The following is a 17,906-nucleotide window of genomic DNA, read 5'->3' as shown; positions in this document are numbered from 1 at the left end:
YKCCTGAACACCTCCGTAACACGGCGGTGCAAGCAGTGCCCGCCGCACCAGGCTTCAACGTTCAGGCATGGATCCCCTGCTCGCGCCCGCTTCGCGGGCTTAGCGGAGATGACGAAGTTGAAGCGTGAGAGCGAAGCGGTGGCGCGGGCGGGACGCCAATGTCCGTTCGAGACCTCTCAAGGTCGTCATGCCACGGCTCGACCGTGGCATCCATGCGTGAACGTTGCAGCCGCAGGGCGATGCAAAAGCGGATATCGACCACGCGATCCCCGGCGGGATCGTTGGTGACAAAGCCCGCGCTCGTATTGAAACGAACAGCAATCCGAGGGCGGTGCTCGCGCGGCAGCGGATCGTCGGAGATTTGCTCGGCCGGGCGGTGCTCGGCGATGCCCTCGTCGTGGATGCGGCGTGCCCATCAGCCCTCTCCACCATGATTCGCATGGTCCCCCTCCCCCATAAATGGGGGAGGATCCCGGGGCTGCGGCCGTCTTCGGCGGAAGTGCTTGCTGGGAAAACAGGAGGTACCTTCTCGCCCTAAAAGCCCCTAAGCCCCTACTCCACTACGCCCCTATCCACCTAATAACCCACCCCGCGCGCCATCATCGCCGCGAAGACGAGGATTGCCAGCAGGGCGGCGCCTTCGGCGCGAAGCCAGGGACGGACAAGGGCGATTTGGGAAGAAGAAACAGGCTGATTTGCCTTTCGCCACTTCTGGAAACGCAGGGTCGGCTTGATCGAAAACAGCCCGACGAGGACGAACGAGGCGACCTTGGCCCAGAAAACCCAATAGCCGCCGTAATAGTCCCAGCCCTTGAGGCCGAGGAAGACGCGGGCAAAGCCGACGACGAGCGCGAGCATCGCGAGCCCGCCATAGGCGGCATCGAACTTCGCCAGCCGCGCAGTGCCCTCGCCGTCGAGGCCGGGACGAACGAAGGCCACGCGGACTGCGTAAACCGCGAAGATCGAAAAGACGACGACATGATGCAGGATTGCAAGGCCAAGGTCCGTCAGCACGGCCATTCCTCCCGTCCGTTGCGCGGACGGGAGGTTCCCGCAGTTCTTCCCCTGCGTCAACTCAGGCGGGCAGATGCGCCCTAGACGCCAAAGGTGACGAACCCTTCCGGGCTGATCCGCCATGCCGGGTTGTAGGCAACCTCCCAGGCGTGGCCGTCGGGGTCGGCGACATAGCCGCGAAAGCCGCCGTGCGGCGGCGCGTCGGCCGCGCGCAGCAGCGTCCCGCCGGCGTCCAGCAGGCGCCGCATCACCGCCTCCACCTCGTTGCGGGTGGCGACATTGTGAGCGAGCGCAAAGGCGCCACGGGTGGAGAGCCGGTCCCGGTTCATGTCCTCTTCGAGCGAGGCGATCAGGAAGGTGCCGAGGACAAAGCCGTTCATCTGGTAGAAGATGATGTCCTCGTTTTCGAACACCGGCTGCCAGCCAAAACCTTCGGTGTAGAAGCGGCGCGAGCGCGCGAGTTCGGCAATGCCGAGGGTGATGACAGAAATTTGCTGCTGCATGGCCATAACCTCCATTCGCCGCCGCGGAATTGCGGCTGCGTCCAGGGTCATGGGGCTCGCCCGATCAGGCTGCCAGGACCCACAGGTTCCGCCTGTGGGGGCTGGGCCAACCGCACCAGCCTCTCCTTTTCTGACTCCATGAGGCTAGCAACGAAAGCCCGGCCGTTCAACCGCCGGGCCTGACCTCGCGCGCCTCACGCGCCGAAACGGCCTTGTGGAGATGCACCATCATCGCCGCCGCAAACAGCGGGCCGATCAGGTTGACGACCGGCACCGACAGAACGCCAGCAATGATGAGACCGGCGAGGAACACGGTGCCTGCGTTGCGGCGGCGCAGTGCCTTTGCCTCCGCCTCGCTGCGGAAGCGCATGGCGGCGAACTCGAAGAATTCGCGGCCGATCAGGTAGCCGTTGACGACGAAGAAGGCGATGAAGTTGATGCCGGGAATGAGGAGAAGCAGCAGCGCAAACAGGTTGCCGGCGACGACCAGCAACAGGAACTTCGTCGAGACCAGGATCGAGGTTGCGAGGGGGAGCGCGCGGCCTGGTCCGTCCTGCGGATAATCCTCCTTCTCGATGATCTCGGCGACATCATCGAGGAAGAGGCCCGCGACCAGGGCCGTTACCGGCGCAATCAACAGGCCGAGCCCGAGCGCCAGCGCAATGCCGGCGAGGATCGCCGCGATCCAGCCGAACCAGCTCGTCCAGTCGGGCAGATCCGGCAGCAGGCTCTGCAGCGAAGGCAGCGCGAAGGCCTCGAACACGCCGGTGATGACGAACCACAGGCCAATCAGCGCCAGGATCGTCAGGCCGAGCGACTTCCAGAGGACGGCGCGGAACTCGCGGGTGAAGAGTCGGGCGGCGGCGGCGCTCGCGGCTTCAACGATCATGGGCTCTCCTTTGTCGGAAAGGAGATAGGCGGCCCGCCCCCTCCCGGCAAGGTTGCAGTGCCTGTCTAGAACCCCGCGAGATCGCGCATGCGCTGCTCGTAGGGTTTCACCGCCTCGGCATAGGCCGCGCCTTCCGCCCGGACGCCAGCGAGCCGTTCGGCAGCCTGCTTCATCTCGGCAACGATCTCCGCGCGCTGGCTGTCGCTAAGGCCGCCAATGCGCCCGATCTTTTCGGTGAGGCCCCTGCTGATTTCCTCGAACTCGTCCTCGGGGACGAGCGCGATCAGGCCCTTCAGCGTCCGCTCATACGCCTCGCGCCAGCTTGGCCGAGAAAAGCCGGCCGCCGGGATGAGCCCGCTTTCCTCGCTGTCGAACTCGTACCAGTCGTCGGCGGCTTCCTCATCGTAATAGACGCTTTCGCCGCGCGCTCTCGCGAGTTCTTCGAGCACCTCGACAACGAGGCCGGCCTCGCGGCTCGAAAAGGCGAGTGCTGGCGAAGAGTGCAGTAGAGCCAGCGCCACCATGGCGGCGATCGGGATCAGCCAGCGCATGCTAGTAGCCCTGATAGGAGAGGTTGCAGTCGCGCATGACGGCAGCTTCCGCCTGCCGCGCCTGCGCATTGGCGATCATGCCGCCGGCGCTGGAGGCAACGCTTGCGGCTCTCATTGCGGCCTCCGCTGTTTCAGGCGCAGCAGGCGAAGCGGCCGGACAAGGCTGATGATTAAGGCTTTCATCTTGATCCCTTGAGATGGGGTGGATCGGGACTGGTCGCACTTGGCCGGCAGGCTTGCGGGATCCCGGTGCCGGCCGGCCCGCGCTCAGGCTCGTTGCGGGCAGGCCAAGCGGGCGCCGCAGAGGTTCACAGCGCCCTTGGGGAGATCGCGGCTGCGGCTTGACCTTGGGAGGATGCGTGCCGGCCGTCGTGCTTGGGTGCCCGGATAAGGGCAGCAAGCCTCCTTCCTCAACGGAAGAGCCGCGCCGCATAGTCTTTGCGCGTTGCGCATAACCATGCGGAATGACGCGCCCCGGAACCTTTCAGGTGCAGGAACCTTGCAATTGCGGGATCACGGTTTAAACCCGCTCAGGTAATTCATGCCCTCAAACGGCCGTTTGCGGGAATTCCCGGAGAGCTACATGAGCCAGTACGACGTGCTTTGCATCGGCAACGCCATTGTCGACATCATCGCCCGCTGCGATGAAGCCTTTCTCGCAGACAACGGCATCATCAAGGGTGCCATGAACCTGATCGATGCCGAGCGCGCCGAACTGCTTTATAGCCGCATGGGCCCGGCGATCGAGACGTCCGGCGGCAGCGCCGGCAACACGGCGGCGGGCGTTGCCAGCTTCGGCGGCCGCGCCGCCTATTTCGGGAAGGTCAGCAGCGACCATCTCGGCACCATCTTCACCCACGACATTCGCGCGCAAGGCGTTGCCTTCGACACGAAGCCGCTGACGGCCGAGCCGCCCACGGCGCGCTCGATGATCTTCGTCACGCCCGACGGCGAGCGCTCGATGAACACCTATCTTGGCGCCTGCGTCGAGCTTGGTCCGGACGATGTTGAGGAAGAAAAGGCCAAGGGCGCGCTCGTCACCTATTTCGAAGGCTATCTGTGGGATCCGCCGCGCGCCAAGGATGCCATTCGCCTCACCGCCACCCACGCGCATGCCGCCGGCCGCGAGGTGGCGATGACGCTGTCCGACCCGTTCTGCGTCGACCGCTACCGCGACGAGTTTCTGGACCTGATGCGCGCAGGCATCGTCGACATCGTCTTTGCCAATGAGAGCGAGCTGAAGTCGCTCTACCAGACCGAATCCTTCGAAGCCGCGCTCGATGCGATCCGCAAGGATTGCAAGCTTGCCGCTGTCACGCGCTCCGAAAAGGGCTCGGTCGTCGTGCGCGGCGACGAGACGGTCGAGGTCAGGGCGCTCGAGATCGACGAGCTGGTCGACACCACCGGCGCCGGCGACCTTTACGCGGCAGGCTTCCTGTTCGGCTACACCACGGGCCGCAGCCTCGCCGACTGCGGCGCGCTGGGCTCGCTGGCCGCCGGCCTCGTCATCCAGCAGGTCGGCCCGCGCCCGATGCAGAATTTGCGCGAGGAAGCACAACAGCGCGGGCTGCTGTAGAAGGGGCCAGACGCTGTGGCGCTTGGCGCTCAACTTGGGTTGCGCTGGTTGCTGCAAGAAGATCCGCAGACCGAATTCGCGATCTTGTACAGGGTGACAATCCCTTCGTCTGGGCACCGGTAATCCCACTGGCACGCCCTGGATCCTCCCCCATTTATGGGAGAGGGGGACCATGCGCAGCATGGTGGAGGGGGCTCACGGAGCGCCAGCTGCTCCCATACGCCTTCCCGACGCAACATGCGCCGCAATGGCACTGACAACATAACCACCTTTGCGCCCCGTCGTGCCCGCCAAGCCTCTGACGCTCCGCCAGCAGCCCCCCCCCCACCACCTCCGGTGGTTCCCCTCCCCCGCGAGCGGGGGAGGATCCGGGCGTGCAGGTGGTGACGGCTCGTTTCTACGGGAAATGTTCAGGCATGGATCCTCGGGTCAGGCCCGAGGATGACGAAGCTTGGATGGTTTCGCGAAATTGCGGACGTCCCGCGAACTGAAACGCTGCGGGCATCGTGACAGCGGTACGGCGCTGTTCCAAAACGCTTATCCCATCGTCACCCTCGGGCTTGACCCGAGGGTCCATGCCGGAACGATTCCACAGGCAGCGCCTCGAAAAAAAGAAGCGGACCAAGGGAGCAAGACGTCACGCCGCGCTCACCCTCACGGAATATCCTCTGGCCTTCTGCCCGGGCGGCTGCGATAGGGCGGGAACGACCAGCCGTACCAGAGTGCGCCGCCGCGGATGGCGAGCGCGACCAAAAATGCCGGCGTCGTCGAGGCCGCGATCGGCAGTCCGACAAGCTCGAGGAAGGTGAACACCACCGAGCCCGCCAGTGCGGCCGTGATGTAGATCTCCGGCCGCATCAGCACGGACGGTTCGCCCGCGATCTGGTCGCGCAGGATACCGCCGAAAGCCGCGGTCAGCATGCCCATGACGATGGCGATCGGCGCCGAGCCGGTGACGACCAGGCCCTTCCAGGCGCCGAACACGCAATAGGCGGCAACGCCGACGGCATCCAGCCACAACAGCAGCTTGTAGCGCGACTCGATCAGGTGGGCGGTGAAGTAGACGATGATGGCGACGACGCCGCAGACGAGCAGATAGTCGGGGTTCTGCACCCAGAATACCGGCACGTCGAGGACAAGATCGCGGATGGTGCCGCCGCCGATGCCGGTCAGCCCGGCAAAGAAAAGGAACCCGATGATGTCGAGTTCCTTGCGCGATGCTGCGAGTGCGCCGGTGGCCGCAAAGACGGCAATGCCGGCGTAATCGAGCAGGGTGATCCAGTCCATCGCGGCCTCCTGCGGTTCTGGTTACCGGAAGCCGCGCGGAAAGGAAAGTTAGGCGTCCTTTTCGGCGTTGCCGTTGACCGGACCCGGCTCGACGCCTGCGGACTGATCGGCTGCCGGAGCCGGCTGCTTCGGGCCGCCCTTGGAGACCCCGACCATGGCCGGGCGCAGAACGCGGTCGCCGATGACGTAGCCCGTCTGGACCACCTGGACGACGGTGTTTGCCGGGATCTCCGGGTTCGGCACCTCGAACATCGCCTGGTGGAAGTTCGGGTCGAAGCGCTCGCCTTCGGGGTTGATGCGCTTGACGCCGTGGCGCTCGAGCGCCGACAGCATGGCGCGGCCGGTCAGCTCCACGCCCTCGATCAGCGCCTTGAAGCCGGCATCGCCGCTTTCCTTCGCCTCGGCGGGAATGGCCGCCAGCGCGCGCTCGAGATTGTCCGACACCTGCAGCATGTCGCGGGCGAAGTTCGAGATCGCGTAGGACTTGGCATCCTGCACGTCGCGCTGGGTGCGGCGGCGCAGGTTTTCCATCTCGGCGGCAATACGCAGCGCGCGGTCCTTGAGCTCCTCGTTCTCCTTCACCAGGCGCACGACCACCTCGTAGTCGGCAGCCTCGCCCTGCCCGGCCTCGCCGGCCTGAAAAGCCTCACCGGTCGCTGCCGTCTCTGCGTACTCGTTCTTCGCCGCAGTGTTTTCCTCGGGCGCGCGTTCGTCTTTTGGCTGTTCGCTCATCGCCTGATCCTGTTCTGGAATGATTTAACAGAGTTGCGCCCGATATCGAGGTTCACAGGTGGAAAATCAAGGGGCGCGGGGAGTTATCGCCTGCCGCACCGGTTGCGCGGAATTTTCATCCTCCGGATAAGCTTTGGGCAACCTCGTGCTGGTACCGCTCTCGTCTCAGGGAGCGATCCATGCGCGCAGGCAAGCAAAATCGCCGGGCGTCCCGGCTGGGCTCGTATCGTTCGCGCCGCCGGTCACGGCTGTGGTCGCGGCTCGTCGGGCTGGCGCTCGGCATCGCGGTGCTGGCGGGCCCCGCGCTGTGGGACCGCTACGCCGGGACGGTGACGGATCTGTCGCTGCAGCCGACGGGCGGCAAGGGTGATGGCGAGCAACAGGTGACGCTGGTCGGTCTGATGCGGCCAATGCCGATCTGCGGCGGCGGCAGGCGCGTGACCTGTGTCGTCGACGGCGACACGTTCTGGATCGATGGCGAGAAGGTGCGCATCGAGAGCATCGACGCGCCGGAGATCAACGGCTCATGCCAGCGCGAGCGCGAGCTCGCCCGCCGCGCGACCGAGCGGCTTTCCGAAATCCTCGGTAGCCGGAATTTCCGGCTCGAGCGCCACGGCAAGGACAAGTACGGCCGCACGCTGGCGCTGGTGAAGACGTCTGCCGGCGAGGCGGGCGAGATCCTCGTGCGCGAGGGCCTTGCCCAGCGCTGGGCCGGCCGCAAGGCGCAATGGTGCGGGCAGGACTTGTCTCACTGACATTGCCAGTGCTGCAGTAACAGGTCTCCTTCGGGATTTTTGAGGGCTTCCGCTCCACCCCGCCAGTTGTCAACTACCGCGCTGTTGATGGAAGGGTCTGCCGGACATCTTCAACGCCGCGCTCCACGAGCCCCCTCCACCACCTTCGGTGGTTCCCCTCCCCGCGGTGCGGGGGAGGATCCGAGCGGCAGCGCTTCTGAAAGTCTCGGCCCCGTCAGGCAGCCGCGTCGACGTCCTTGGCAAACGGAATCGCCGGTTGCGCGCCGGGCTTGAGGCATGCAAGCGAGCCAGCGACCGCCGCGCGGCGCAGCGCATCGGCAAGGTTGAGTCCGCTGGCAAGGCCTGCGGCAAGGTAGCCGCAAAAGGTGTCGCCCGCGCCCACGGTGTCGACCGGATCGATCGTGAGTCCTTCGGCTCGCAGGAAGTCGGTTGGCGTCGCGGCCACCACGCCCTCGGCGCCGAGTGTGACCACCACCGTGCGCCCGGTCGTTTCAGCGAAGTCGCGCATTCGAGCTTCGCGGTCGGCGCCGCCAAGGCAGAGCGCCTCTGCATAGAGATCAAACTCCGTCTCGTTGGCGATCACATAGTCGGCCTTGCCGAGAAGGCCTGCCGCCTCCTTCCGGAACGGTGCCGTGTTAAGGAGCGAGATCGCGCTCGTCTGCCGCGCGGCTGTGAGTGCCGCCTCGACGGTCCCAAGCGGAATTTCGTGCTGCAGCAGCAGATAGTCTCCAGCCGCAAGGCCGGCGGCGGCAACGTCATCCTCGTTCACCTCGCCATTGCCGCCCGGCACCACGGCGATGATGTTTTCGCCGTCGGCCCCAACAAGGATCGAGGCGATGCCGGTTGCCGTCTCCGTCGTGCGCACTTTCGAAAGATCAACGCCGCCATCGCGCAGCAGCGCCAGCGCTTCGCCCGCAAACGCGTCGTTGCCGACGGCGCCGACCATCTTCACCTCCGCGCCCGCCCGCCGTGCGGCAAGCGCCTGGTTGGCGCCCTTGCCGCCGGGTGCGGTGGCGAAGGTCTCGCCGGGCACGGTCTCGCCCGGACGCGGCAGGCGCTCGACGGTGGCGATCAGGTCGAGATTGATGGAACCGATGACGACGATCACGAAGTAGTCTCCCTTGCTGTCCGTGATCGCTTAGCCGATTTCTGCCGCTGCGTCAGGAGGAAGCGCCAAGCAGCCGCCCGGCTTCCCAGCCAAGAATGGCGCGCTTGCGCGTCAGGCCCCAGTGATAGCCGGTAAGCGCGCCGGATTTTCCGAGCGCCCGGTGGCAGGGCACGACGAACGACACCGGGTTTGCGCCGACCGCCGCACCCACCGCGCGGCTCGCCGCCGGATTGCCGATCTCGGCCGCGAGGTCCGAATAGGTTTTTGCCCGATTCATCGGAATGCGCAGCAGCGCCTCCCACACCCGGATCTGAAAATCCGAGCCGATCAGCACCACGCGCAGCGGCTGATCCGGCCGCCAGCGGCGCGGGTCGAAGATGCGGGTCGCATAGGGCAAGGTGGCCGCCATGTCCTCGACATAGGTCGCGTTCACCCAGCGCCGCGTCATGTCCTCATAAGCCGCGCGCTCGCCGCCGGCATCGCAGAAGGCAAGGCCGCACAGGCCCCGGTCCGTCGTCATTACCAGCGCGATGCCGARGGGSGRGRGGTGKTAGCCGTAGCGGATGGTGAGCCCCTTGCCGCGGCTCTTGTAGTCGCCGGGCGACATCGCCTCATGCGCAACGAAGAGGTCGTGCAGCCGGCCGGGCCCCGACATACCGAGCTCAAAGGCGGCGTCGAGCAGCGGCGCGCCCTGGTCGAGCAGCCTTCTTGCATGGTCGAGGGTAACGGCCTGCAAAAAGCCTTTCGGCGTCAGCCCGGCCCAGCGGGTGAACAGCTTTTGCAGCCCCGATGGGGTTTCGCCGACCGCCTCGGCCAGCATGTCCAGCGTCGGCTGCTGGCGGTAGTCGAGGCTGATCAGCTCGATGGCGCGGCGGACGATCTCATAGTCGCTGCCGACCGGCGTGATGTCGCGTTCGAGTGTTGCGGTCTGGACGTTCATGGAACTATCTCCCTGAACGCCAATATCGGACGGCCGGGAGTCATTCGCCACCCGATTCTCGCCAAAGCGGTCTAGCGCTTCGCGGTTGCCAGGGCGCTGCCGAAGGCGGCGGCAAAGCTTTCGCGGTCGTCGGGGTTCAGGAACGAGCCGATCGGCACGCGCCGGCCTTCGCCTTCCACCGCCATGTCGGTGATGCCGATCTCCTCGTGGCGCTGCACGCGGAACTTTGCCCAGAACGGATTGAACGAGAACTGCTGGCGCTTGCCGGAGGGCGCGACCTTCAGGATCTCCAGCGCCGTTCGCGATACGGTCACCTCCTCGCGCGCCCGCGCGGCGCGGTAGTTCACCTTGAAAGCGATGTAGAGAAGAAGCAGATCGAGCCCGAAGAAGCCGAACACCGGCCAGGCGCCGAGCGACATGAAAAACGCCCCGGTGCCGAGCCAGGTGACCGCAAAGATGCTCATGACGATGAGAAAGCCCTTTCGCCCCAGCGAGCGATGGGGCGTCAACAGGGCGCGGAAGATCGGCTCGTCCAAGGCTTTCGTTTCCTGCATGGCGCGCAGTATAGAGGCGGCATGGAAAAGCCCAAGAGCAAAACCGCGTTACCGGCCGCCACCCGTTCCCGCGCTTCTGCGAAGCGTGCGCGCACCCGCTATTCGCAGGCGGAGATTCGCGAGATCTTCCGCCGCTTCTCGATCCAGCGCCCGGAGCCGAAGGGCGAGCTCGAGCACGTCAACGCCTTCACGCTGCTGGTCGCCGTGGTGCTGTCGGCGCAGGCGACCGACGCCGGCGTCAACAAGGCAACGCGCGGCCTGTTTGCCGTCGCCGACACGCCGGAAAAGATGCTGGCGCTGGGCGAGGAAAAGGTCGGCGAATACATCCGCACCATCGGCCTGTGGCGCAACAAGGCCAAGAACGTGATCGCGCTCAGCGAGGCGCTGATCCGCGACTATGGCGGCGAGGTGCCGGCCGACCGCGACGAGCTGGTGAAGCTGCCGGGCGTCGGGCGCAAGACGGCAAACGTGGTGCTCAACATGTCGTTCGGCCAGCCGACCATGGCGGTCGACACGCACATTCTTCGCATCGGCAACCGCATCGGCCTTGCGCCCGGAAAGACGCCGGAGCAGGTCGAGGACATTCTGGTGCGCATCATTCCCGATGAATTCATGCGCCACGCGCACCACTGGCTGATCCTGCACGGCCGCTATGTCTGCAAGGCGAGGAAGCCGGACTGCCCGAAATGCGTCATCGCCGACATCTGCAAGTCGGCCGAGAAGACGACCGACATCCCCGCACCGCTGGTACCGCTCGAAGAGCTGCCCGAGACGGTGTCGGGGGAGGGCCTCCCCTCTCTGACCCGCTTCGGCTCGGTTTAGCGTTCGGGCATGGATCCCCTGCTCGCGCCCGCTTCGCGGGCTTGGCGGGGATGACGAAGTGGAAGCGTGGCAGCAAACTGGCGGGACGGGCACGAGTGGACCGCTGCCCTAAGCATATCCACCTCGTCATGCCACGGCTTGACCGTGGCATCCAGGCCTGAACGCCTCCGACGCACGGCGGTGCAAGCACTGCCCGCCGCAAAACAAAAGCGCCGGAAAATCCGGCGCCTCTGAAGATTAATCAGTTATCCGCGCGTCAGCGCAGAAAGGTCACGCCACCTGTTCGACCTGCTGCACTTCCGGAACGAAGTGGCGAAGCAGGTTCTGGATGCCGTGCTTCAGCGTCGCCGTCGAGGACGGGCAGCCGGCGCAGGCGCCCTTCATGTGCAGGAAGACGGTGCCGTTCTCGTAGCCGCGGAAGGTGATGTCGCCGCCGTCCTGGGCAACGGCCGGGCGCACGCGCGTGTCGAGCAGCTCCTTGATGGTCAGGACGATTTCCTCGTCCTCCTTGTCATAGAACTCCTCGCCGGCGGCGTGGGCATCGTTCTCGGCAATGCGGGTCGCGGACGCCATGACCGGCTGGCCGGACATGAAGTGCTCCATGATCGCGCCGAGGATGGCCGGCTTCAGGTGCTGCCAGTCGTACTCGTCGTTCTTGGTGACGGTGACGAAGTCATAGCCGTAGAAGACGCCGACGACGCCCGGAACATCGAACAGGCGGCCGGCAAGCGGCGACGAATTGCTGGCGGTCTCGGCATCACGGAAATCGGCGGTTCCCTCCGGGAGCACGACCTTGCCAGGCAGGAACTTCAGCGTCGCGGGATTGGGCGTGGATTCGGTCTGGATGAACATGGGCGCTCTCCGCGTCGGAACTTTGGAATTATTCTAAATAATGGTCAACCGGCCGCGCGGCAAGCTGCAATTGGCAGGTCGAGCAATCGTGATCGACCCGAATATGGGGATCAGGGTGCAAATTAGCAATCGCGGAAGGCCGAGCTCAGGTGAAGCTCTCGATTTCCTCGTCGGAGAGGCCCATCGGCACGACCGTGACGGGGATCGGGAAGGCGGCACCCTTGCCGGCGACCGAGGTGACCAAGGGACCCGGGCCTTCCTTGTTGTTGCCGGCGGCGAGCACCAGGATGGCGATGTCCTGGTCTTCCTCGATCAGCTTGTGGATCTCTTCCTTGGTGGTGCCCTCGCGGATGACGAGCTCGGGTTCGATGCCGACCGTCTCGCGCACCTTCACCGCATGCGCATGCAGCGCGTTGCTTGCGGCGGCGTTCGCCTCCTCACGCATGATCTGCTCGACGCCCAGCCAGTGCTGAAAGTCGCCGGGCTCGATGACATGCAAGAGGACGAGCGCGCCGTTGGTCGCCTTGGCACGATAGGCCGCGTAGGCAATCGCGCGCTCCGATTCCGGGGTTCCGTCCGCGATGGCGAGGAACTTTCGCCGGTGACCAGCCTCACGGCTGAGACGTCTTGAAACCATGAATTTTCCCGCTTGGCCGCGCCAATCCGGTGCAATCTGCCATTCGGCAGGTTCCGGGGCAAGCGCGTTGCAACACCCGCCTGCCCCGAAATTTCATCAGTTGTCGAGCAGGCCGACGATCTGCTTGACCGTCTTCATCGTCGCCTCCGCGATCGCGCCGGCGCGCTCGCCGCCGTCACGCAGGACGGAGTCGATGTAAGCGGGATCAGCCTCGAGCTTGCGCATTTCGGTTGCGATCGGCGCGAGCTTGTCGACGGCCAGATCCGCGAGTGCCGGCTTGAAGACCGAGAACTGCTGGCCGCCGAAATCGGCGATCACCTGCTCGCGCGTGGTGCCGGCAAGGGCAGCATAGATGCCGACGAGATTTTCGGCTTCCGGGCGGCCCTTCAGGCCCTCGATGTCGGACGGCAGCGGCTCCGGGTCGGTCTTGGCCTTCTTGATCTTCTTGGAGATCGTGTCGGCATCGTCGGTGAGATTGATGCGCGACAGGTCCGACGGGTCGGACTTCGACATCTTCTTGGTGCCGTCGCGCAGGCTCATGACGCGGGTGATCGGGCCGTCGATCAGCGGCTCGGTCATCGGGAAGAAGCCGTTGACCGTCTCGTCGCCGACCTGCATTTCGACGCCGACGCCCAGCTCGCCGATCTTCTCGGAGAAGTCGTTGTTGAACTTGGCCGCGATGTCGCGGGTAAGTTCCAGGTGCTGCTTCTGGTCGTCGCCGACCGGAACGTGGGTGGCGCGGTAGACGAGAATGTCGGCCGCCATCAGGCTCGGATAGGCGAGCAGGCCAAGCGAAGCGTTCTCGCGGTCCTTGCCGGCCTTGTCCTTGAACTGCGTCATGCGGTTCATCCAGCCGATGCGGGCCACGCAGTTGAAGATCCAGGCAAGCTCGGCGTGCTGCGGCACGCGAGCCTGGTTGAAGACGATGTGCTTCTTCGGGTCGATGCCGGATGCGAGGAATGCCGCGGTGATCGAGCGCGTCTGGGCGCCGAGGTCGCCGTGGACGAGCTGCGCGGTGATCGCGTGCAGGTCAACGACGCAGTAGATGCAGTCGTTGCTTTCCTGCAGGTCGACGAACTTGCGGATCGCGCCTAGATAGTTGCCGAGGTGGAGATTGCCGGTCGGCTGGACGCCGGAGAAGACGAGAGGCTTGAAGCTTGTCATGAACGTGGTCCGGGGCTGGTGGAGGGCCTCGTTGAGCGAGGAGTTGAACGGGTTTGGCTTATGGCGGATGCGATGTCACTGTTCAAGTGGCGCCACCTCCGCCTTCCTGGCTGCCTTTGCGTTGCGCCGGCGCCGCAGCGCGCCCATCAGCTCGTCGCGGTCGATGGCGCCGGTCAGGATGACGATGATGAAGTAGACGATGGCGGCGACGCCGATGATGCCAAACACCGTCAGCGCACGCACGCCAAGCGACGGGTTGCGCAGGAGGGAGCTGAGGGCGGCATCGAGACCAAGCACGACCGCGCCCATGACAACGCTGGCAAGAACGATCATGGCCACGCGGCGTAGCGTCGTCGGCGACGGGCGGAAGTCGCCGCGATGCCACAGGACGACGGCGAGCAGACCGAAATTGACCCAGGAGGCAATGGAAGTGGCGGCGGCGATGCCGACATGGCCGAAGAACGGGAACAGGATGATGCTGGCGACGATGTTGACGACGACGGCGATCATCGAGAACCACATCGGGCTCTTCATGTCGAGGCGGGCGAAATAGGCCGGCGAGAACACTTTGATGAGCACGTAGGCCGGTAGACCCGTCGCGAAGGCTGCGAGCGCCGACGCAGTCAGGGCAGTCGTTTCCGGCGTGAAGGCGCCGCGTTCGTAGACGATGTTGACGAGGGGGCCGGCAAACAGGATGAAGCCAACGGCGGCGGGCAGCGTCAGGCCGAGTGCGAATTCGAGCGAGCGGTTCTGCAGGTGCTGCGCGTCGTCATGGTCGCCGGCCTTCAGCGCGCGCGACAGCTCCGGCAACAGCACGACGCCGACGGCAATGCCGATGATGCCGAGCGGCAGCTGGTTGATGCGGTCGGCGTAGTTCAGGAGCGCGATCGCGCCTTCCTGCGACGAGGCGATGATCTGGCCGACGAGCACGTTGATCTGCATCGCGCCGCCGGTGAGCATCGCCGGGCCCATCAGGATCAGCAGCTTCTTGACGTCCGGCGTCAGGCTCGGCCGGCGAATCCGCATCGGAAAACCTTCGCGGCGTACCGCCCAGTAGAGCCAGCCAAGCTGGGCAAAGCCCGACAGGATCACGCCCCACGACAGCAGCAGGCCGGTCTGGCGCTCGTCCATGCCCATGGTGAGGCTGATGGCGAGGGCGCCGATCATGCCCGCGTTGAGCAGGATCGGCACGAAGGCGGCAAGGAAGTAGCGCCGCATGGAATTCAGCATGCCCGACAGCATCGCCACCAGCGACATGCACAGCAGATACGGGAACATGATCTGCGTCATCAGCACGGTCATGTTCAGCTTGTCGGGATCGTCGGCAAAGCCGGGCGCGATGATCCAGCGCGTGAGCAGCGGCATCAGGATGATGGCAACGCCCGAGAGCAAGAGCAGCCAGGCGGTCAGCACCGACAGCACCTGCTCGGAGAACTTCTTCGCCGCCTCGTGGCCGCCGCCTTCCAGCTCCTTGGCGAAGAGCGGGATGAAGGCCGAGTTGAACGCGCCTTCCGCAAACAGGCGACGGAAGAGGTTCGGGAAGCGGAACGCCGCGTAGAAGGCGTCCGCCATCGGCCCCGCGCCAAGGGCTGCGCCGATCAGCGCCTCGCGCACGAAGCCGACGATCCGGCTGATGGTCGTTGCGCCGCCGACAGTGGCGAATTTCTGGACGAGGCTCATCGAGTCGCTCTGGATCGAGGGTTCAACACGGGCTTATGCCGCCACGGTCGGGGAAGCCGAGGCGCGCCGGCTCTCGCCCGCCAGGACCGCGATCAGGCTCTGCCTGATCTTGTCCTGCCGGGTCGGATTGTCGATTTTCTGGCCGGTGAGGTCGGTGACGTAGAATGTGTCGATCACCTTCTCGCCGAAGGTGGTGATGTGGGCCGACGCAATGTCGAGCGACAGGTCGGAGATCGCGCGGGTGATCTCGGACAAGAGGCCCGGACGGTCGAGACCCTCCACCTCGATCACCGAAAAGCGGTTGGACAGCGTGTTACCGATGTCGACGCGCGGCTCGATCTGGAACGCCTTCGAGCCCCGCTTCGGCTTGGTGCGCTTCTCGATCATCTCCGGCAGCCAGGTCTTGCCTGACAAAACGTCCTCGATCAGCTTGCCGACGCGCTGGCCGCGGCGCGTCTCGTCCTCATCCATGTCGAACTCGCGGCTGATGAGGATGGTGTCGAGCGCGCGGCCGTCTGAAGTCGTGAAGATCTGCGCGTCGACGATGTTGCCGCCCGCTGCCGCGCAGGCACCCGCGATGATCGACAGAAGGCGCGGATGGTCGGGCGCGAGCACCGTGATCTCGGTGACGCCCTCGAACTGCAGCGTGCGCACGGCGGTCGCGAGCCTGCGGCCGGCCTTGTCCGCGTCGCGGATGAACTCGACGTGGCGGATCTGGTCGGGCAGGTCCACCGTCAGCATGTAGTTGTCATAGAACAGGCGGGTGTAGCGCTTGCGCTCTTCCTCGTCCCAGTTGGCGAGGGCCGCATCGAGCTCCTCGCGGGCGATCTGCGCGCGCTTGGAACGCGACATTTCGGAGAAGCCGCCGGTGAGCTGCAGCTCGGTCTCGAAATAGAGGGTGCGCAGCAGCTGGCCCTTCCAGCCGTTCCAGACGCCGGGGCCGACGCCGCGGATGTCGCAGACGGTGAGCACCAGCAGCAGCTTCAGCCGCTCGACCGACTGCACGACGTCGGCAAAATCCTGGATCGTCTTGCGGTCGTTGAGGTCGCGGGTCTGCGCCGTCATCGACATGACGAGGTGGTTCTCGATCAGCCAGGCGATCGTCTCGGTGTCGGCGGCGGAGAAGCCCATGTGCGGGCAGAGCCGGCGCGCGATCTTCGCGCCTGCTTCGGAGTGGTCCTCCGGGCGGCCCTTGGCGATGTCGTGGAACAGGACCGCGACGTAGAGCAGCTTGCGGTGGGCCTTGAGGCTCGGGACCAGGCCATGTGTCAGCGGATGAATGTCCTCCGCCTCGCCCTTCTCGATCTGCGACAGAACCCCGACGCAACGCAACAGATGCTCGTCCACCGTGTAGTGGTGGTACATATTGAACTGCATCATCGCGACGATCTTGTTGAAGTCGGGGATGAGCTTGCCGAGCAATCCCGCCTCGTTCATCCGGCGCATGTTGAGCTCCGGGTCGCGATCGGACGTGAGCACGTCCATGAACAGCTGGTTGGCTTCCTTGTTGCGGCGCAGGTTACGGTCGACGAGCTTGAGCGAGCGGGTAAGCAGCTTGAGCGCGTCGGGGTGGAACTCGAGGCCGTGCTTGTCGGCAAACCAGAACAGCCGCAGCATGTTGACCGGGTCGCGCTTGAACACCTCCTCGTCGGCCACGTTGATGCGGTGGTTGTCGACGATGAAGTCGGAGGTGCCGGCGAGCTTGCGCTTGCGGCGCGAGAAGTTGAGGAAGATGCGGTCGAAGCCCGGCACGTGCTTGGCCTGCTCTTCCTCGAGCGCGGCGCAGAAGATGCGGGTGAGGTCGCCCACCGTTTTCGCGATCAGGAAGTAGTGCTTCATGAAGCGCTCGACGGCGGAAAGGCCGGGATGGCGGGTGTAGCCGAGGCGCTGGGCGATCTCGCGCTGGATGTCGAAGTGCAGGCGCTCTTCTGCGCGGCCGGTGAGGAAGTGCATGTGGCAGCGCACCGCCCAGAGGAAATCCTCGCACTTGCGGAATTGGTTGAACTCGGCGCGGGTGAACACCCCCTTGCCAACCAGCTCCTCGGCGGTGGGGACGCGGTAAAAGTATTTGCCGATCCAGAACAGCGTCTGCAGGTCGCGCAGGCCGCCCTTGCCTTCCTTGACGTTCGGCTCGACGAGATAGCGGCTCTCGCCGCCGCGCGCGTGGCGCTCGTCGCGCTCGGCGAGCTTGGCCTGGACGAAGGCCGGGCCGGTATCCTTGACCACTTCCTCATCGAAGCGGGTGATCAGCTCGTTGAACAGCTTATCGTCGCCGACGATGAAGCGGGCCTCGAGGATCGAGGTGCGGATGGTGACGTCCGTTAGCGACAGGCGCACGCAGTCGTCGAGGTTGCGCGTCGCATGGCCGACCTTCAGGCCGAGATCCCAGAGGAGATAAAGGATGTATTCGGCGACCTGCTCCCCCCACGGCGTCTGCTTGTAGGGCAGCACGAACAGGAGGTCGATGTCTGAGCCCGGCGCCAGCGTGCCGCGGCCATAGCCGCCCACGGCAACGACGCTCATGCGCTCGGCGGTCGAATGATTGTTCGAGCAGTACACGTGCTCGCTGGCGAAGTGATAGAGCGAGGTGATGACCTCGTCCATCAGATGCGAGAGGCGCTCGGCGCAGGCGGTACCGCTGCCGTCCTTCGTCAGCATCGCTTCGGCTGCGGCGCGGCCGCGCGCGAGGTGCTCCTTCAGGAGCGCGACGGCGGCCTTGCGGACCTCAAGCGAGGCGCCGCTGCCGCCATGCGCGGCCGTGAGTTCGGAGAGTTCTCGCCGCAGTGCCTGACCATCGACGATCTGTTCAAGATTAAGGGGGATCTTTGCCATGCGTTCCCGC

At 65.3% G+C, this 17,906-nt stretch carries 18 protein-coding genes; 4 read left to right on the top strand and 14 right to left on the bottom strand.

The window, feature by feature from the left end; translation table 11 throughout:
* The first annotated feature begins 223 nt into the window (after window positions 1-223).
* A complete protein-coding gene (locus L610_RS20000) occupies window positions 224-538 on the top strand; it encodes a hypothetical protein (protein ID WP_144707068.1) in 315 nt (104 codons plus the stop codon).
* A 38-nt stretch (window positions 539-576) separates the two neighbouring features.
* Here L610_RS20000 and L610_RS19995 read toward each other — a convergent pair whose 3' ends face one another.
* The 4 genes from L610_RS19995 to L610_RS19980 form a co-directional block, all read right to left on the bottom strand.
* The gene (locus L610_RS19995) at window positions 577-1,020 is read right to left on the bottom strand and encodes a DUF2214 family protein (RefSeq protein ID WP_034329075.1); all 444 of its coding nucleotides are present in this window, start codon (window positions 1,018-1,020) and stop codon (window positions 577-579) included.
* Window positions 1,021-1,094: 74 nt separating this feature from the next.
* Window positions 1,095-1,517 (bottom strand): VOC family protein, encoded by a 423-nt coding sequence (locus L610_RS19990; protein ID WP_024846430.1) that lies wholly within the window; start codon window positions 1,515-1,517, stop codon window positions 1,095-1,097.
* A 166-nt stretch (window positions 1,518-1,683) separates the two neighbouring features.
* Window positions 1,684-2,406, bottom strand: a complete 723-nt coding sequence (locus tag L610_RS19985) for a sulfate transporter family protein (protein WP_024846431.1) — start codon at window positions 2,404-2,406, stop codon at window positions 1,684-1,686.
* A gap of 65 nt (window positions 2,407-2,471) precedes the next feature.
* A complete protein-coding gene (locus L610_RS19980; protein ID WP_024846432.1) occupies window positions 2,472-2,957 on the bottom strand; it encodes a hypothetical protein in 486 nt (161 codons plus the stop codon).
* A gap of 583 nt (window positions 2,958-3,540) precedes the next feature.
* Between L610_RS19980 and L610_RS19975 the strand changes: the two genes are divergently transcribed.
* Entirely contained in the window at window positions 3,541-4,533 is a 993-nt protein-coding gene (locus L610_RS19975; RefSeq protein WP_024846434.1) for an adenosine kinase, read from the top strand.
* 654 nt (window positions 4,534-5,187) lie between these two features.
* Here the strand turns inward: L610_RS19975 and L610_RS19970 are convergent.
* Window positions 5,188-5,820 (bottom strand): trimeric intracellular cation channel family protein, encoded by a 633-nt coding sequence (locus L610_RS19970; protein WP_024846435.1) that lies wholly within the window; start codon window positions 5,818-5,820, stop codon window positions 5,188-5,190.
* Window positions 5,821-5,868: 48 nt separating this feature from the next.
* Window positions 5,869-6,552: a nucleotide exchange factor GrpE gene (gene grpE, locus L610_RS19965; protein WP_024846436.1), complete on the bottom strand. Its 684-nt coding sequence runs from the start codon at window positions 6,550-6,552 to the stop codon at window positions 5,869-5,871.
* Between the two features lie 179 nt (window positions 6,553-6,731).
* Between grpE and L610_RS20700 the strand changes: the two genes are divergently transcribed.
* Window positions 6,732-7,307 carry a thermonuclease family protein gene (locus tag L610_RS20700; RefSeq protein ID WP_024846437.1) on the top strand — a complete coding sequence of 192 codons (576 nt, stop codon included), beginning with the start codon at window positions 6,732-6,734 and terminating at the stop codon, window positions 7,305-7,307.
* A 214-nt stretch (window positions 7,308-7,521) separates the two neighbouring features.
* Here the strand turns inward: L610_RS20700 and L610_RS19955 are convergent, their stop codons facing one another.
* From L610_RS19955 to L610_RS19945, 3 genes are all read right to left on the bottom strand, one after another.
* A complete protein-coding gene (locus L610_RS19955) occupies window positions 7,522-8,415 on the bottom strand; it encodes a ribokinase (RefSeq protein ID WP_024846438.1) in 894 nt (297 codons plus the stop codon).
* 52 nt (window positions 8,416-8,467) lie between these two features.
* Window positions 8,468-9,355 (bottom strand): bifunctional helix-turn-helix domain-containing protein/methylated-DNA--[protein]-cysteine S-methyltransferase, encoded by an 888-nt coding sequence (locus L610_RS19950; RefSeq protein ID WP_144707066.1) that lies wholly within the window; start codon window positions 9,353-9,355, stop codon window positions 8,468-8,470.
* 71 nt (window positions 9,356-9,426) lie between these two features.
* Entirely contained in the window at window positions 9,427-9,909 is a 483-nt protein-coding gene (locus L610_RS19945; RefSeq protein WP_024846440.1) for a DUF2244 domain-containing protein, read from the bottom strand.
* 21 nt (window positions 9,910-9,930) lie between these two features.
* Between L610_RS19945 and nth the strand changes: the two genes are divergently transcribed.
* Window positions 9,931-10,731 (top strand): endonuclease III, encoded by an 801-nt coding sequence (gene nth, locus L610_RS19940; protein WP_024846441.1) that lies wholly within the window; start codon window positions 9,931-9,933, stop codon window positions 10,729-10,731.
* Window positions 10,732-11,001: 270 nt separating this feature from the next.
* On the opposite strand, the gene L610_RS19935 is transcribed toward nth, so the two are convergent.
* From L610_RS19935 to L610_RS19915, 5 genes are all read right to left on the bottom strand, one after another.
* Window positions 11,002-11,583, bottom strand: a complete 582-nt coding sequence (locus tag L610_RS19935; protein ID WP_024846442.1) for a NifU family protein — start codon at window positions 11,581-11,583, stop codon at window positions 11,002-11,004.
* Window positions 11,584-11,728: 145 nt separating this feature from the next.
* Entirely contained in the window at window positions 11,729-12,220 is a 492-nt protein-coding gene (locus L610_RS19930) for a universal stress protein (protein WP_024846443.1), read from the bottom strand.
* A 96-nt stretch (window positions 12,221-12,316) separates the two neighbouring features.
* A complete protein-coding gene (gene trpS, locus L610_RS19925) occupies window positions 12,317-13,384 on the bottom strand; it encodes a tryptophan--tRNA ligase (protein WP_024846444.1) in 1,068 nt (355 codons plus the stop codon).
* A 75-nt stretch (window positions 13,385-13,459) separates the two neighbouring features.
* The gene (gene murJ / locus L610_RS19920; protein WP_024846445.1) at window positions 13,460-15,064 is read right to left on the bottom strand and encodes a murein biosynthesis integral membrane protein MurJ; all 1,605 of its coding nucleotides are present in this window, start codon (window positions 15,062-15,064) and stop codon (window positions 13,460-13,462) included.
* A gap of 33 nt (window positions 15,065-15,097) precedes the next feature.
* Window positions 15,098-17,896, bottom strand: coding sequence for a [protein-PII] uridylyltransferase (locus tag L610_RS19915; RefSeq protein WP_144707064.1), 2,799 nt, complete (start codon window positions 17,894-17,896; stop codon window positions 15,098-15,100).
* Window positions 17,897-17,906 lie beyond the last annotated feature (10 nt).

The organism is Aminobacter sp. J44, assembly GCF_007829415.1.
Classification (GTDB): Bacteria; Pseudomonadota; Alphaproteobacteria; order Rhizobiales; family Rhizobiaceae; genus Aerobium.
Note: the sequence above shows the minus strand (reverse complement) of the source record. Positions and strands in the feature narration are given on the sequence as shown.